At 71.1% G+C, this 13,866-nt stretch carries 15 protein-coding genes; 9 read left to right on the forward strand and 6 right to left on the reverse strand.

The window, feature by feature from the left end; translation table 11 throughout:
- Positions 1–4 precede the first annotated feature (4 nt).
- Complete coding sequence (locus H1W00_RS02760; RefSeq protein WP_181753411.1) at positions 5–2,188, reverse strand: transglycosylase domain-containing protein; 2,184 nt, start codon at positions 2,186–2,188, stop codon at positions 5–7.
- A 206-nt stretch (positions 2,189–2,394) separates the two neighbouring features.
- On the opposite strand from H1W00_RS02760, the gene H1W00_RS02765 reads away from it, so the two are divergent.
- Positions 2,395–2,652, forward strand: a complete 258-nt coding sequence (locus tag H1W00_RS02765) for a WhiB family transcriptional regulator (protein ID WP_181753412.1) — start codon at positions 2,395–2,397, stop codon at positions 2,650–2,652.
- A gap of 15 nt (positions 2,653–2,667) precedes the next feature.
- On the opposite strand, the gene bagB is transcribed toward H1W00_RS02765, so the two are convergent.
- Both bagB and bagA read right to left on the reverse strand, forming a co-directional pair.
- A complete protein-coding gene (gene bagB / locus H1W00_RS02770) occupies positions 2,668–3,858 on the reverse strand; it encodes an ArsA family ATPase (protein WP_181753413.1) in 1,191 nt (396 codons plus the stop codon).
- Entirely contained in the window at positions 3,855–4,835 is a 981-nt protein-coding gene (gene bagA / locus H1W00_RS02775) for an ATPase BagA (protein ID WP_181753414.1), read from the reverse strand. The genes bagB and bagA overlap by 4 nt, the downstream gene beginning before the upstream one ends.
- Positions 4,836–4,912: 77 nt before the next feature.
- On the opposite strand from bagA, the gene H1W00_RS02780 reads away from it, so the two are divergent.
- Genes H1W00_RS02780 through H1W00_RS02795 form a run of 4 tightly spaced genes read left to right on the forward strand, consistent with a single transcriptional unit; the run spans position 4,913 to position 7,109 of the window.
- Positions 4,913–5,068 carry a Sp36 family protein gene (locus tag H1W00_RS02780; protein ID WP_153302903.1) on the forward strand — a complete coding sequence of 52 codons (156 nt, stop codon included), beginning with the start codon at positions 4,913–4,915 and terminating at the stop codon, positions 5,066–5,068.
- A gap of 1 nt (position 5,069) precedes the next feature.
- Positions 5,070–5,528, forward strand: coding sequence for a RidA family protein (locus H1W00_RS02785; protein WP_181753415.1), 459 nt, complete (start codon positions 5,070–5,072; stop codon positions 5,526–5,528).
- A gap of 1 nt (position 5,529) precedes the next feature.
- Positions 5,530–6,342 carry an NUDIX hydrolase gene (locus H1W00_RS02790; RefSeq protein WP_181753416.1) on the forward strand — a complete coding sequence of 271 codons (813 nt, stop codon included), beginning with the start codon at positions 5,530–5,532 and terminating at the stop codon, positions 6,340–6,342.
- The gene (locus tag H1W00_RS02795) at positions 6,339–7,109 is read left to right on the forward strand and encodes an MBL fold metallo-hydrolase (protein WP_338072806.1); all 771 of its coding nucleotides are present in this window, start codon (positions 6,339–6,341) and stop codon (positions 7,107–7,109) included. Before H1W00_RS02790 ends, H1W00_RS02795 begins: the two co-directional genes overlap by 4 nt.
- Positions 7,110–7,247: 138 nt before the next feature.
- Here H1W00_RS02795 and H1W00_RS02800 read toward each other — a convergent pair whose 3' ends face one another.
- Positions 7,248–7,925: a Crp/Fnr family transcriptional regulator gene (locus H1W00_RS02800; protein WP_286930812.1), complete on the reverse strand. Its 678-nt coding sequence runs from the start codon at positions 7,923–7,925 to the stop codon at positions 7,248–7,250.
- Positions 7,926–8,006: 81 nt separating this feature from the next.
- Here H1W00_RS02800 and nth point away from each other — a divergent pair, with 81 nt between their 5' ends.
- Genes nth through H1W00_RS02820 form a run of 4 tightly spaced genes read left to right on the forward strand, consistent with a single transcriptional unit; the run spans position 8,007 to position 11,371 of the window.
- Positions 8,007–8,738, forward strand: a complete 732-nt coding sequence (gene nth / locus H1W00_RS02805; RefSeq protein WP_338072807.1) for an endonuclease III — start codon at positions 8,007–8,009, stop codon at positions 8,736–8,738.
- Entirely contained in the window at positions 8,735–9,397 is a 663-nt protein-coding gene (locus H1W00_RS02810) for an NUDIX hydrolase (protein ID WP_181753419.1), read from the forward strand. Before nth ends, H1W00_RS02810 begins: the two co-directional genes overlap by 4 nt.
- Position 9,398: 1 nt before the next feature.
- Positions 9,399–10,565, forward strand: a complete 1,167-nt coding sequence (locus tag H1W00_RS02815; protein WP_181753420.1) for a MarP family serine protease — start codon at positions 9,399–9,401, stop codon at positions 10,563–10,565.
- Positions 10,565–11,371, forward strand: coding sequence for a hypothetical protein (locus H1W00_RS02820; RefSeq protein WP_181753421.1), 807 nt, complete (start codon positions 10,565–10,567; stop codon positions 11,369–11,371). The genes H1W00_RS02815 and H1W00_RS02820 overlap by 1 nt, the downstream gene beginning before the upstream one ends.
- On the opposite strand, the gene H1W00_RS02825 is transcribed toward H1W00_RS02820, so the two are convergent.
- Together H1W00_RS02825 and acs are read right to left on the reverse strand one after the other, a co-directional pair.
- Positions 11,349–11,777, reverse strand: coding sequence for a phage holin family protein (locus H1W00_RS02825; protein ID WP_181753422.1), 429 nt, complete (start codon positions 11,775–11,777; stop codon positions 11,349–11,351). The genes H1W00_RS02820 and H1W00_RS02825 overlap by 23 nt on opposite strands.
- A 64-nt stretch (positions 11,778–11,841) precedes the next feature.
- Positions 11,842–13,818 (reverse strand): acetate--CoA ligase, encoded by a 1,977-nt coding sequence (gene acs, locus H1W00_RS02830; RefSeq protein ID WP_181753423.1) that lies wholly within the window; start codon positions 13,816–13,818, stop codon positions 11,842–11,844.
- Between the last annotated feature and the right edge of the window lie 48 nt (positions 13,819–13,866).

A 13,866-nucleotide genomic window follows, 5' to 3' on the forward strand; every position in this document is an offset into this window, starting at 1 on the left:
TCGCTCAGTCGTCGTCCCCGCCGCGACCGCGTCCGCGGCCCCGGTCGTCATCGCCGCCACCGCCGCGCCGCGGAGCCGCCTTGGCGGCCGAGGGCAGGGAGACGGAGTCGAACTTGGCGGGGGTGAGGGACTTCTCGATCTCGCCCATCGCCGCCTTCCACTGCGGACCGGCCAGCGACGAACCGCCGGCCTGCGCGAACGACACCGGCGTGCCCCGCAGGGTCGTGCCGACGAGTCCGGCCGGCTGGCCCTTCTTGTTGATGCCGGCGATCATCGAGGCCGCCGCGATCTCGGGGGTGTAGCCCACGTACCAGACGGCCTTGCTGTCGTTGGTCGTACCGGTCTTGGCCGCCGAGGGGATGCCCAGGCCCGTGCCGTTGCTGTGGCCGAAGCCGCCCGGCTGCTGCAGACCCACGAGGATCGCGTTCACCGTCGCGGCGGTCTTCTTGCTCATCGCGCGCTTGCACTCGGGCTTGTACTTCTTGATCGTCTTGCCGCTGCGGTCGAGGATCTCCGCGACCGGCAGGGGCTCGCAGTACATGCCACCGGCGGCGGGCGCGGCGTAGGCGGCCGCCATGTCGAGCGGGCTGACGTCGATCGGGCCCAGCGTGAACGACGGGATGTAGCTGCCGGGGCTGCCCTTGTCGACGTCGGGCTCGGCGGTGGGGATGCCCAGCTTCTTGGCCATCTTGACCGTCTCGCACAGGCCCGCATCGCGCTCGAGCTGGGCGAAGTAGGTGTTCACCGAGCGGCGCAGGCCGGTGACCATGTTGAAGCCGCCGGCGCCCGTGGAGTTCTTGACCTCCCACTGGCCCGTGCCGTTGCCGTCGCAGTCGAAGTAGGTGCCCGTGGGGATCTTCATCGTCTGCGGCGAGTTGTAGGACTTGCTCGCCGGGATCCCGTCCTCGAGGGCCGCGGCGGCGGTGAACATCTTGAAGGTCGAGCCGGCTTGGAAGCCGTTCGAGTCGCCGTACCGGCGGGGCACGGAGAAGTTGATGTACGTCTCGCCCTTCTTCTTGCCCATCGAGCGCGACTGGCCGATGGCGCGCACCTTGCCGGTGCCGGGCTCGACGAGGGCCAGCGAGCCGATCGCCTTGTCGTTGGCGCCGACGTACTTGGTGACGGCCTTGTTGACCGACTTCTGCATCGAGAGGTCGATGTTGGTCTTGATCGTCAGGCCGCCGCGCTCGAGCATCGCCTGGCGCTGCTTGACGGTCTCGCCGAGCGCCGGCTCCTGCAGCAGGTAGCGGCGGATGTAGTCGCACGAGAACGCGGCGTCGGAGTCGACGCAGCCGTTGGGGAACGAGGTGATCTTCAGGCCGATGGGGGTGGCGCTGAGCTTCTCGGCCTCGGCGGCGGGGACCTTGCCCAGCCGCGCCATGACGCCGAGCACCGTGTTGCGGCGCTGCAGCGCGCGCTCGGGGTAGATGCGCGGGTTGAACTGCTCGGGGTTCTGGACCAGTCCGGCCAGCGTGGCGGCCTGGGCGGTCGAGAGCTTGTCGGGGCTGACCGAGAAGTAGTGGTAGGCCGCGGCGCGGATGCCGTACGCCCCGTCGCCGAAGTAGGCGATGTTCAGGTAGTGCTCCAGGATCTCGTCCTTGGAGTACTTCTTCTCGTAGTTGATCGCCAGCTTCAGCTCGCGGATCTTGCGCGCGGTGGAGACCTCGGTGGCGGCGGCGCGCTGCTCCTTCGTGGTGGCCTGCTGCACGAGGGTCAGCTTCACCAGCTGCTGGGTGATCGACGAGCCGCCCTGGGTGTTGCCCGCGGAGGCGTTGTTCATCAGGGCGCGCAGGGTGCCCTTGAGGTCGAGGGCGCCGTGCTCGTAGAAGCGGTAGTCCTCGATCGAGATGATCGCCGTCTGCATGACGGGGGCGATCTTCGCGAGCGGCACGTCCTGGCGGTTCTCCTGGTAGAAGTACGCGACGCGCTTGCCGTTGGAGGCGATCAGGCGGGTGGTCTGGGGGTTCGGCAGGTCCTGCAGCGCGAGCGGCAGGTCGACGATGTCCTTGCTGGCCTTGTTCGAGGTGGCGGCCAGGAAGGCGGTGCCCGGCACGAAGATCGCCGCGACGATCACGCCGGCCAGCGCCGAGAGCCACGCGATCGAGCCGATCGCCCCCAGCTTGGACGTCGGCCGTGGTTCGCTCTCGGCGACCTTCTTGATCGAGTCACCCATGTCCTGCCAAGCCATGGACACGAGGATACGGGAGATCGGCAACCGGATTCGCCAGCGCGCACGCGGCGCGGACGAGGCCCGCATGACTAGTTGGAACTATGTATCAACTACCCGGACGAATCTGTCCGGTTCGCTTCCTGATCCCTACGCTGAAGTCACAGCAGAAACAAACCTCCTTCCGGTCACGGGGACCGGCGGGATCTCGGGAAAGGTCTCTGCGCATGTGGAACAACAACTGGTCTCAGGACGCAGCCTGCTTGGGAAAGTCCGACGATCTCTTCGTCAAGGGCGCTGAGCAGAACCGCGCCAAGCTCGTCTGCAACGGGTGCGACGTCCGGGCCGAGTGCCTCGCCGAAGCCCTCGACAACCGCATCGAGTGGGGCGTGTGGGGCGGCATGACCGAGCGCGAGCGCCGTGCGCTGCTGCGCCGCAAGCCCAACGTGCGCAAGTGGCGCGAGCTGCTGGTCACCGCCAGCTGACCTTCCTCAGACGCCCTACGGGGCGCCGAGGTGGTCGCCGATCACCCTGAGTCCGACGAGGTCGTGGACGTCCGTGTCCAGCGCGGGCACGGGCACGACCTCCACGTTCCGGTGGGCCGCACTGAACCGCTCACGCAGCCGGTTCTCCCGCTCCGCCAGACGCATCCGCTCGGCATGGACGTCGAGCAGCTCGGCCGTCCGCCGCTCGGCCGCCTTGCCCTGGGCCAGCCGGGGCGACGCGGACTCCGCGTCGGCCGCCGAGACCCCCGCCGCCGACTCGTCGTGGACGCGGTTCACCACGAGGCCGGCCAGCGGCATGTCGTCGGCCGCCAGCCGCTCCACGAAGTAGGCCGCCTCGCGCATCGCCGCCGACTCGGGCGCCGCGATCACCAGGAACGCCGTCCCCTCCGCCTGCAGGAGCGAGAACGTCGCCTCCGCGCGCTGGCGGAAGCCGCCGAAGAGCGTGTCGAACGCCGCGATGAACGTCTGCATGTCGGTGAGCACCTGGGCGCCGAGCACCTTGTTGAGCGCGGCCGTGACGATCCCCAGTCCCGCCGACAGCAGCCGCGCCGGGCCACGCGCGGGCGCCAGCATGAGGCGGATGAACCGGCCGTCGAGCAGTGACGAGAGCCGCTCGGGCGCGTCGAGGAAGTCCAGCGCCGAGCGCGACGGAGGCGTGTCGACGACGATGAGGTCCCACCGGTCCTCCGCGTGCAGCTGGCCGAGCTTCTCCATCGCCATGTACTCCTGCGTGCCCGCGAACGAGCTCGACAGCGCGACGTAGAACGGATTGGTGAGGATCTCCGCCGCCTTCTCCGGCGAGGCGTGCGACTCGACCACCTCGTCGAAGGTGGTCTTCATGTCGAGCATCATCGCGTCCAGCGATCCGCCGGCCGACGAGTCGATCCCCTGCACCGGGCGGGGCGTGTTGTCCAGCTCGAGCAGTCCCAGCGACTGGGCCAGGCGGCGCGCGGGGTCGATCGTGAGCACGCAGACGGTGCGGCCGCTCTCGGCGGCGCGCAGGGCGAGCGCCGCCGCCGTGGTGGTTTTGCCGACGCCGCCCGAGCCGCAGCACACGACGATGCGGGTCTTCGGATCGGCGATCAGGGCGTCGACGTCGATGCGTGCCGGCTGCTCGGTGCTGGAGAGGCGGCGCTCGGTGCGCGGCCGGCGCTCCTTGGGCGTCGTCGTCACCCGGGTGCTCATCGGGCGTCCTCCACGAGGGGCGCGAGCTGCTCCGCGAGGTCCTGCAGCGCGCCGAGGTCGATGCCGCCGGTGAGCAAGGGCAACGACACGTGCGGCCGGCTGCACCCGTCGATGATCCGCTGCTGCTCGGTCTGGAGGTGCTGGCGCTCGACGTGGCCGAACCCGTCGGCCACGAGCGTGGCGGCGGCCTCGCGCGGCAGGCCGGCCCGCTCCAGCACGGGAGCCACCGCCTTCGCGTCGAGCCGCCCCGCCTCGAGGGCCTCGACGGTGTCGTCCGACAGCAGGGACGGACGGACGAGGTTCACCACGACATGACCGACGGGCAGGCCCTCGCGGGTCAGCTCGTCGATGCCGTCGAGCGTCTCCTGCACGGGCATCTCCTCCAGCACGGTGACGAGGTGCACGGCCGTCTGCGGACTGCGCATCATCGTCATGATCGACTCGGACTGGGTCTTGATCGGGCCGACCTTGGCCAGGCCGGCGACGTCGTCGTTGACCCCGAGGAAGCGCGCGATGCGGCCCGTGGGCGGCGCGTCGACCACCACCGCGTCGTAGACGAAGTCGGAGGACTTGCCGCCCTTGCGACGGCGGGCGGCCTCGTAGACCTTGCCGGTCAGCAGCACGTCGCGCACGCCCGGCGCGATCGTCGTGGCGAAGTCGATGACGCCGAACTTGTCGAGGGCCCGGCCCGCGCGGCCGAGGCGGTAGTACATCTGCAGGTACTCCAGCAGCGCCGCCTCGGGATCGATCGCGAGCGCGTGGACGTGGCCCCCGGCGTCGCTCGTGGCGATGCGGCGCTCCTCGTAGGGCAGCGGGGGCACGTCGAAGAGCTGCGCGATGCCCTGACGCCCCTCGACCTCGCACAGCAGCACCGTGAGTCCGCGCCCGGCGAGGGCGAGGGCGAGGGCGGCGGCCACCGTGGTCTTGCCGGTGCCGCCCTTGCCCGTCACCACGTGCAGGGGGGTCGAGTTCGCCACGTCGTCGAGACTACCGAGGGTGCGACGGAAGTGTCGGGCGAGAACCGCGCCCGCCCGTGCGGGATACAGTCGGCCCCATGACCAAGTGGGAATACCTGACGGCCCCGGTGCTCGTCCATGCGACCAAGCAGATCCTCGACAACTTCGGCCGTGACGGCTGGGAGCTGGTGCAGATCGTGCCCGGCATGAACCCGGAGAACCTCGTCGCCTACTTCAAGCGCCCGGTGGCCTGACATGGGTGCCGTCGTCGAACGCCTCGCGTCGATGGGCATCAGCGTGCCCGAGGTCGCTGCACCGGTGGCGTCCTACGTCCCCGCCCTGCGCAGCGGCAGCCACGTGTACACGTCGGGCCAGCTGCCGTTCGTCGACGGCGTCCTGCCGGGCACCGGCAAGGTCGGCGCCGAGGTCTCGCCCGAGGATGCCCAGGAGTACGCGCGACTGTGCGCCCTGAACGTCATCGCGGCGATCGCCTCGGTGGTCGACCTCGACTCGGTCGTGCGGGTCGTGAAGCTGAACGTCTTCGTGGCCAGCGCGCCCGACTTCACGGGCCAGCCGGCCGTGGCCAACGGCGCGAGCGACCTGATGGCCGCCGCGTTCGGCGCCGCCGGCTCGCACACGCGCAGCGCCGTGGGCGTCGCCGTCCTCCCGATGGACACGCCCGTCGAGATCGACGCGGTCGTCGAGGTGGCCTGACGTGCTGGTTCCCCTTCCGGCACCCATGCAGGCGCGGCTCCGGGACTTCGATCCCGCCACGGCCGCCGCACCCAGGGACGCCGCGACCATCGCCGTCGTGCGTGACGGCGCCGAGGGCCTCGAGGCCTTCCTCATGCGCCGCCACTCCGGCATGGCCTTCGCCGCGGGCATGTACGTCTTCCCCGGCGGCGGCGTGCAGGACGACGACGGCGAGCCGATGACGTGGGTGGGTCCGCCTCCCGAGGCGTGGGCCGAGCGGTTCACCTGCTCCCCCGAGCTGGCCGGCCGCCTCGTGGTCGCGGCCGTCCGCGAGACGTTCGAGGAGACCGGCGTGCTGCTGGCCGGCCCCGACGAGGACTCCATCGTGGGCGACACCACCGACCTGGCTTGGGCCCGCGAGGCACTCGAGGCCAAGGAGCTGTCGTTCGCGCGCTTCCTCGCCGACGAGAAGCTGGTGCTCCGCGCCGACCTCCTCGGCGCGTGGGCGCACTGGATCACCCCGGCGCTCGAGCCGCGCCGCTACGACACCCGGTTCTTCGTCGCCGCTCTGCCACGCGGCCAGCGAATCGGCACCGTCAGCACCGAGGCCGACAAGTCGCTCTGGGCGCCCCTGTCGCAAGTGCTGGCGCTCGTGGACGAGGGCCGTGCGGCGATGCTGCCGCCCACCGCGGTCACGTGCCGCGAGCTGGCACCCCTTCCCGCCGCCGAGGTGCTCGTGGCGGCCGCCACGCGCGAGATCCGTCCCATCGAGCCGCAACTCGTCCAGCAGGACGGCCAGTGGTGGCTCGAGCTCGAGCGGGAGGAGCACCTGTGAGCGAGCGTCAGCACGTCACCGAGCGCGCGTCGTTCATCCTGGCCGACAACCCCGGGATCATGACCCTCGACGGCACGAACACCTGGATCCTGCGCGAGCCCGGCGCCTCGCGCTCGGTCGTCGTCGACCCCGGCCCCGACCTCGCGGAGCACCTCGATGCCGTCGTGGCCGCTGCGGGCGAGGTGGCACTCGTCCTCTTCACGCACCACCACGGCGACCACACCGACGCCCTCGACTCCATCGTCCGGACCACGGGCGCACCCACCCGGGCGATCTCGCCGGAGTACACCCGGGACGCCGAGCCGCTGACCGACGGGGAGCGGATCGACCTCGACGGCCTCCTCATCGACGTGGTGGCCGCACCGGGCCACACGAAGGACTCGGTGGCGTTCGTGCTGCCACAGGATCGTGCCCTGCTCAGCGGTGACATGGTGCTGGGCCGCGGCACCACCGTCGTGGCCCACCCCGACGGGGCGCTCGGTCCATACCTGGAGTCCGTGCGCCGGTTCCGCTCGCTGGTGACCGACGGACACGTCTCGACGATCCTGCCCGGCCACGGGCCGGTCGTCACGGATCCGGGCGCCGTCCTGGACTTCTACCTCACGCACCGCGAGGAGCGCCTCGACCAGGTGCGCGACGCGGTCTCGCGCGGCGCTCGCACCGCCCGCGAGGTGGTGGAGACCGTCTACGCCGACGTCGATCCCGTGCTGTGGGGGGCCGCCGAGCTCTCGGTGCGCGCCCAGCTGGAGTACCTCGAAGAGGCGTGACCGATCTCGACCACTTCGCGGTGGTTTCGATACGCGGCTCGTTCCTCGCCAGCTACTCAACCACCGACCGGTGATCGAGTGGCGGCGAGCGCAGCGAGACGCCGTATCGAGATCACGTCTCCGTGAGCCCGCTGAGCGTCAGCGGGAGCGGCGCTTGAGCCGCTCGAGGTCGAGGATGATGACCGAGCGGGGCTCGAGGCGCAGCCAGCCGCGCGACGCGAAGTCGGCCAGCGCCTTGTTGACCGTCTCGCGCGAGGCCCCGACGAGCTGCGCCAGCTCCTCCTGCGTGAGGTCGTGGTTGACGTGGATGCCGTCGTCGGCCTCGCGACCGAAGCGGGCGGCGAGGTCGAGCAGCGCCTTGGAGACGCGACCGGGGACGTCGGAGAACACGAGGTCGCCCACGACCTCGTTGGTGCGGCGCAGGCGCCCGGCGAGCTGGTTCAGCAGGGCGTAGGCGACGTCAGGGTGCGACTGGAGCACGGGGTTGAGCGCGCTGTGGCCGAGGCTGCGCAGCTCGGTGTCGGTGACGGCGGTGGCCGTGGCCGAGCGCGGGCCCGGGTCGAAGAAGGAGAGCTCGCCGAACATCTGTCCGGGGCCCAGGATCGCGATGAGGTTCTCGCGACCGTCGACCGAGCGACGGCCGAGCTTGATCTTGCCCTCGATGACGACGTAGAGCTGGTCACCCTCGTCGCCCTCGCCGAACAGGACCTCGCCGCGGCGCAGGGTCACCGGCGACATGGAGGACTCGAGCGCGCCGGAGGCGTCGTCGTCGAGGCCGTTGAACAGAGGAGCTTGGCGCAGAACTTCGTCGGTCACAGGCTTAGTTTCCCACATGCAACCCAGATCACACCCACCTTGGGCCCGCGCGCGTGTGATGTGTCCGGATACGGTGTTAGCGTGCCAGCCGAATCGACGCCCGCGCTCTCGCGTCCGGCCACGTCCCTCGTGCGGCGCGCACGCAAGATCAACCGGGTCCTGGCGCAGACCTACCCCGACGCCCGGTGCGAGCTCGACTTCGAGAATCCCTTCCAGCTGCTGGTGGCCACGGTGCTGTCGGCCCAGACCACCGATCGCCGCGTCAACGCGATCACGCCCGCCCTCTTCGCGGCGTATCCCGACGCCGTCGCGCTCGCCGGTGCCGACCGCGCGGCGGTCGAGGAGATCGTCCGGCCCACCGGCTTCTTCCGCGCCAAGACCGAGAGCATCCTGGGTCTGTCGTCTGCGCTCGTCGAGCGTTTCGACGGCGAGGTCCCGGGGAGGCTGCCCGACCTGGTCTCCCTGCCGGGCGTCGGCCGCAAGACCGCGAACGTCGTCCTCGGCAACGCCTTCGACGTCCCCGGAATCACCGTCGACACGCACTTCGCCCGCCTCGTGCGCCGGTGGGAGTGGGTCGACGAGGCGACCGCGAAGGACCCCGTGAAGACCGAGCACGCCGTCGGCGCCCTGTTCCCGCGCAGCGACTGGACGATGCTGTGCCACCACGTCATCTGGCACGGGCGCCGTCGCTGCCACGCGAAGGTGCCCGCCTGCGGCGCCTGCCCCGTCGCGCAGTGGTGCCCCTCCTACGGCCTGGGGCCCACCGACCCCGAGGTGGCCGAGGCGCTCGTCACCACGCAGGGGCCTGCATGACCGACTCCTCCCACGCGGCCGCTCCCCTCGTCGGACTGCCGGAGTGGCTCCACCCGCTCGCCGAGATGCTCGACTCGGTCGAGGCCGAGCACCTGGCCCCAAGGTTCCCGCACCCGCCGGCGGAGGCCCGTCCTGCCGCCGTGCTGATGCTCTTCGCCGACGGCGAGCAGGGCCGCGAGCTGCTGCTCACCGAGCGCGCGGCCACGCTGCGCAGCCACGCGCGGCAGATCTCGTTCCCCGGCGGGCGGCAGGACGCCACCGACCGCGATCCCGTCCACACCGCGCTGCGCGAGGCGCAGGAGGAGGTCGGCCTCGACCCGACCGAGGTCATCGTCTTCGGCTCCCTGCCCACGCTGTGGCTGCCGCCGAGCAACCACGCGGTGACCCCCGTGCTCGGCTACTGGACCGACCCGCGCCCCCTGCACGCGCACAGCCCCGACGAGGTCGAGAAGGTGCTGCCCACGCCGCTCGACCTGCTGCTCGACCCCGACCGCCGCTTCAGCGTCGTGCACCCCTCGGGCTGGACCGGACCCGCCTTCGACATCGGCACGGACGTCCCCCTCTGGGGCTTCACCGCCGGCATCATCGCCCGCCTGTTCGAGCGCTTGGGGTGGGAGCGCCCCTGGGACGCCACCCGGACCCGACCCATCCCGGAGTGACATGAACTGGCTCGATGTCGTCCTGGTCGTGACGTTCGTGGTCTACGCCTACGCGGGGTGGGTGCACGGGTTCGTCTCGAACGTCTTCTCCGGCGGTGGCCTGCTGCTGGGCTTCCTGCTGGGCATCGCCATCGCGCCGCGGTTCTTCAGGCAGGGCGAGGGCGACCCGATGCAGGCCGTCATGTCGATCGTCCTGGTGTTCGTCGTGGCCGGCATCGGCAACTTCGTCGGCACCCTCATCGGGCGGTCGCTGCGCATCCGCCGCGGGCCCGGTCGCGCCGTCGACGCCGTCTTCGGGGCCGCCTTCGGCGCCGTCGTGGTGATGGCGGCCTCGTGGGCCCTCGGCTACGCGGTGAGTGCCTCCACGCTGCCGTACGTCAGCTCGGCGGTGCGCGACTCCTCCGTGCTGGCGCGCGTCGACAACCTCATGCCCGAGCGCGCCGGAGAGGCCCTGCGCGCGTTCACCGACACCCTCACCGGCGATGTCTTCCCGCGCTACCTCGATCCGTTCGAGACCGAGATCATCCCCGACACCGAGCCGCCGGACGAGGCCACCCTGGCCCTGAAGTCGGTCCGCTCGGCCCGCCAGAGCGTCGTGCGGCTGCTCGGCCAGGCCGAGTGCCGCCGCACGATCGAGGGCTCCGGGTTCGTCATCGCCCCCGAGCGCGTCATGACGAACGCGCACGTCATCGCCGGCGTCGACCGGCCCACGGTGACGCTGGGCGACCGCAGGCTCGAGGCGCGTCCGGTGTGGTTCGACACCCAGCTCGATCTCGCGGTCGTCGATGTCCCCGGCCTCGACGGCACGCCGCTGCGCTTCGACACCGGCGCGCAGCAGGGCGACCCGGCGGCCGTCCTTGGCTTCCCCGAGAACGGCCCCTTCGATGCCCGCGCCGCGCGCGTGCGCGGCCGGCTCGACCTGAGAGGCCCCGACATCTACGGCGACGGCCGCGTGTCGCGCGACGTCTTCTCGATCCGCTCGCTCGTCCGCTCGGGGAACTCCGGCGGCCCGCTGCTCTCGGCCCGGGGCGACGTCATCGGCGTCATCTTCGCCGCGTCACTGTCCGACCCCGAGACGGGCTACGCCGTGACCGCCAGTGAGAGCCTGCCCGTCGCGCGGGCGGCCACGCGGGCCACGTCGACCGTCGACACCGGGGCGTGCGCCTGATGCGCACGCTGGGCACCGCGCTGCTGTGGTGCGTCGCGACCCTGGCGACGTTCGTAGCGATCGGTGCGCAGTGGTCGGCGACGCACCTCCAGGACGAGAGCGGCTTCGTCGAGCTCACGTCGCGCGTCGGCGACGACCGCGAGGTGCAGGAGGCCGCCGCGGCGCTCGCCGGCGAGGCGTTCGCCGACCAGACCGGCCTGCCGATCGCGTGGCACGACCAGGTGGCGTCCGCCGTCAGCCGGTCGATCCTGCGCCTGACGGAATCGCCCGACTGGAGCAGCGCCTGGCGCGACACCACCCGCAGCACGCACCAGCGACTGTTCGCCGAGCCGACGCCCACCGACATCCGGGCCGACGTCGCGCCGCTGGTGAACCTGGCCATCGCCGAGGTCGACCTGCCGATCACCCTCCCGGGTCCCTCCGAGCTGCCGGTCACCGTGAGCGACGAGGACCCGGCCGACCTCGTCGCTGCCGTCTCACGCGCCCGCGACATGACGCTCGTGGCGATCGGGGTCGCGCTGGTCGCGGGGGTGATCGCCCTCGCAGTCTCACGTCGGCGCTCCACCACGCTGGCCGCGCTCGGGATCGGCGTGCTGCTCGCGGTGGGTGCGTGGTGGGTCCTGGGCCGGATGGCCCTGCCGCAGTTCATCGAGGACCAGGCGGCCGCCACGGCCTACGGCCGGGAGCTGCACGAGGTGCTGACCGACCGGATCGTGGCGTCGCTCGACACGACGCTGCTGTGGGTGGCGCTGGGCGGCGCCGCGCTGACGCTGCTGGGCCTGCTCAGCCGCGCGCGGCGGTCTTGACGCGCGTGCCCGGCGAGGGGCTGCCCGGCTTCAGGGCCCCCGGCAGCTGGCGCACCGTGCCGATCGTGTTCTCGGGCGCGCGCACCTTCTTGAAGCGGGTCCAGGCCACGAGCACGAGCACCACGGCGAGCAGCAGGTAGAACGCCGTCACGATCAGGAACGCCCAGGCGGGGTGCAGCCCGGTCATCGTCAGGAAGTACGCCACGGTGATCGAGGCGAGGATCAGGACCAGCAGCAGCAGGAACGCGGCGACGGCGACGAGGGCGACGCCGATGCCTCCCGCCTTCACGCTGACACGCAGCTCCGACTTCGCCAGCGCGATCTCGTGCTGGACGATCGACGAGAGGTCGCGGGTCACGTCTGCGACGAGTCGTCCGATCGTGGGGTCGTCCGTGGTCTTCGTCATGGCCCGAGAGTACCCAAGTCCGGGCGCGACAGCCTTTCGTGACCGCCGCAGCCCGGACTCGCGGTCATTCCTGGTCGGCTGCCGGCTTCTTGAGGCCGGCGGTGATGAGGTCCATGACCGAGGAGTCGGCCAGGGTCGTCGCGTCGCCGACCTCGCGGTTCTCGGCCACGTCGCGCAGCAGGCGGCGCATGATCTTGCCGGACCGCGTCTTGGGCAGCTCGGGCACGACCATGATCTGGCGCGGCTTGGCGATCGGGCCGATCTCCTTGGCCACGTGGTTGCGCAGCGCGACGATCGCCTCCTCGGTGCCACCGGCCTCGCCCGCCGACTCGCGCAGGATCACGAACGCCACGACGGCCTGGCCGGTGGTGTCGTCCGAGGCACCCACGACGGCGGCCTCGGCCACGGTGGGGTGCGACACGAGTGCGGACTCGATCTCGGTGGTCGACAGGCGGTGCCCGGAGACGTTCATGACGTCGTCGACGCGACCGAGCAGCCAGATGGCGCCGTCGTCGTCCTTCTTGGCGCCGTCGCCGGCGAAGTACATGTTCGGGAAGCGCGCCCAGTAGGTGTCCTTGAACCGCTGGTCGTCGCCCCAGATGGTGCGGAGCATCGACGGCCACGGCTCGGTCAGGACGAGGTAGCCGCCCTCGCCGTTGCCCACCGGCTTGCCCTCGTCGTTCACGACCTCGGCGCTGATGCCCGGCAGCGGGCCCATGGCCGAGCCGGGCTTGGCGGTCGTCACGCCCGGGAGCGGGCTGAGCATGTGCGCGCCGGTCTCGGTCTGCCACCACGTGTCGACGATCGGGGTGCGGTCGCCGCCGATGTTCTTGCGGTACCAGACGTAGGCCTCGGGGTTGATGGACTCGCCCACCGAGCCCAGGATGCGCAGCGTCGACAGGTCGAACTGGGCAGGGATGTCGTCGCCCCACTTCATGAACGTGCGGATCGCGGTGGGGGCGGTGTAGAAGAGCGTCACGCCCTTCTCGGCAATGATCTCCCACCAGCGGCCCTTGTGCGGGGTGTCGGGCGTGCCCTCGTAGAGCACCTGCGTGGCGCCCTCGGCCGTGGGGCCGTAGACGATGTACGAGTGGCCGGTGACCCAGCCGACGTCGGCGGTGCACCAGAACACGTCGGTGTCGCGCTTGTGGTCGAAGACGGCGTCGAACGTGTAGGCGCACTGCGTCAGGTAGCCGCCGCTGGTGTGCAGGATGCCCTTCGGCTTGCCCGTGGTGCCCGACGTGTACATGACGTAGAGCGGGTGCTCGGCGTCGAACGCCTCGGGGGTGTGGTCGGTCGAGGACTCGTCGACCAGCTCGTCCCACCAGACGTCGATGTCCTGGTCGAACGCGACCTCCTGGCCGGTGCGGCGCACCACCAGCACGTTCTCGACCGGGCTCCTGTCGCCGAGCTTGGCGATCGCCTCGTCGACGGCGGGCTTGAGGGCCGAGGGGTTGCCGCGACGGTAGCCGCCGTCGGCGGTGATGACGAGCTTGGCCTCGCAGTCCTCCACCCGGCTGGCGAGGGCGTCGGAGCTGAAGCCGCCGAAGACCACCGTGTGCGGTGCGCCCACGCGGGCGCACGCGAGCATCGCGATGACGGCCTCGGGGATCATCGGCAGGTAGATGGCCACGCGGTCGCCGGCCTCGATGCCGAGCTCGGTGATCGCGTTGGCGGCCTTGGACACTTCGTCCTTGAGCTGGCTGTACGTGATGTCGCGGGTGTCGCCGGGCTCGCCGACGAAGTGGAACGCGACCTTGTCGCCCAGGCCGTTCTCCACGTGGCGGTCGACGCAGTTGTACGCGACGTTCAGCTTGCCGCCGACGAACCACTTCGCGAACGGCGGGTTCGACCAGTCGAGGACGTCGGTGAACGGGGTGTCCCAGGTGAGCCGGTTCGCCTGCTCGCCCCAGAATCCGAGGCGGTCCTGCGCGGCGCGGTCGTAGGCCTCGGCGGTGACGTTGGCGTTGGCGGCCAGGTCGGCCGGCGGCTCGAAGATGCGGTCCTCGTGGGCGAGGTTGTCGATGCCGGTCTGAGTCACGAGTGGGCCTCCTGGCGCGGTGGGGGTTCTGGTGTCGCAGGTCACAAC

This window comes from Aeromicrobium phoceense (assembly GCF_013868155.1).
GTDB classification, from domain to species: Bacteria; Actinomycetota; Actinomycetes; order Propionibacteriales; family Nocardioidaceae; genus Aeromicrobium; species Aeromicrobium phoceense.

Coding starts and splice junctions, on each gene's coding strand:
- H1W00_RS02760 (WP_181753411.1), bottom strand. CDS start 2,188: ATGGCTTGGCAGGACATGGGTGACTCGATCAAGAAGGTCGCCGAGAGC.
- H1W00_RS02780 (WP_153302903.1), top strand. CDS start 4,913: ATGACCAAGTGGGAATACCTGACGGCCCCGGTGCTCGTCCATGCGACC.
- H1W00_RS02825 (WP_181753422.1), bottom strand. CDS start 11,777: ATGACGAAGACCACGGACGACCCCACGATCGGACGACTCGTCGCAGAC.
- H1W00_RS02785 (WP_181753415.1), top strand. CDS start 5,070: ATGGGTGCCGTCGTCGAACGCCTCGCGTCGATGGGCATCAGCGTGCCC.
- bagB (WP_181753413.1), bottom strand. CDS start 3,858: ATGAGCACCCGGGTGACGACGACGCCCAAGGAGCGCCGGCCGCGCACC.
- H1W00_RS02815 (WP_181753420.1), top strand. CDS start 9,399: ATGAACTGGCTCGATGTCGTCCTGGTCGTGACGTTCGTGGTCTACGCC.
- H1W00_RS02820 (WP_181753421.1), top strand. CDS start 10,565: ATGCGCACGCTGGGCACCGCGCTGCTGTGGTGCGTCGCGACCCTGGCG.
- H1W00_RS02810 (WP_181753419.1), top strand. CDS start 8,735: ATGACCGACTCCTCCCACGCGGCCGCTCCCCTCGTCGGACTGCCGGAG.
- H1W00_RS02765 (WP_181753412.1), top strand. CDS start 2,395: ATGTGGAACAACAACTGGTCTCAGGACGCAGCCTGCTTGGGAAAGTCC.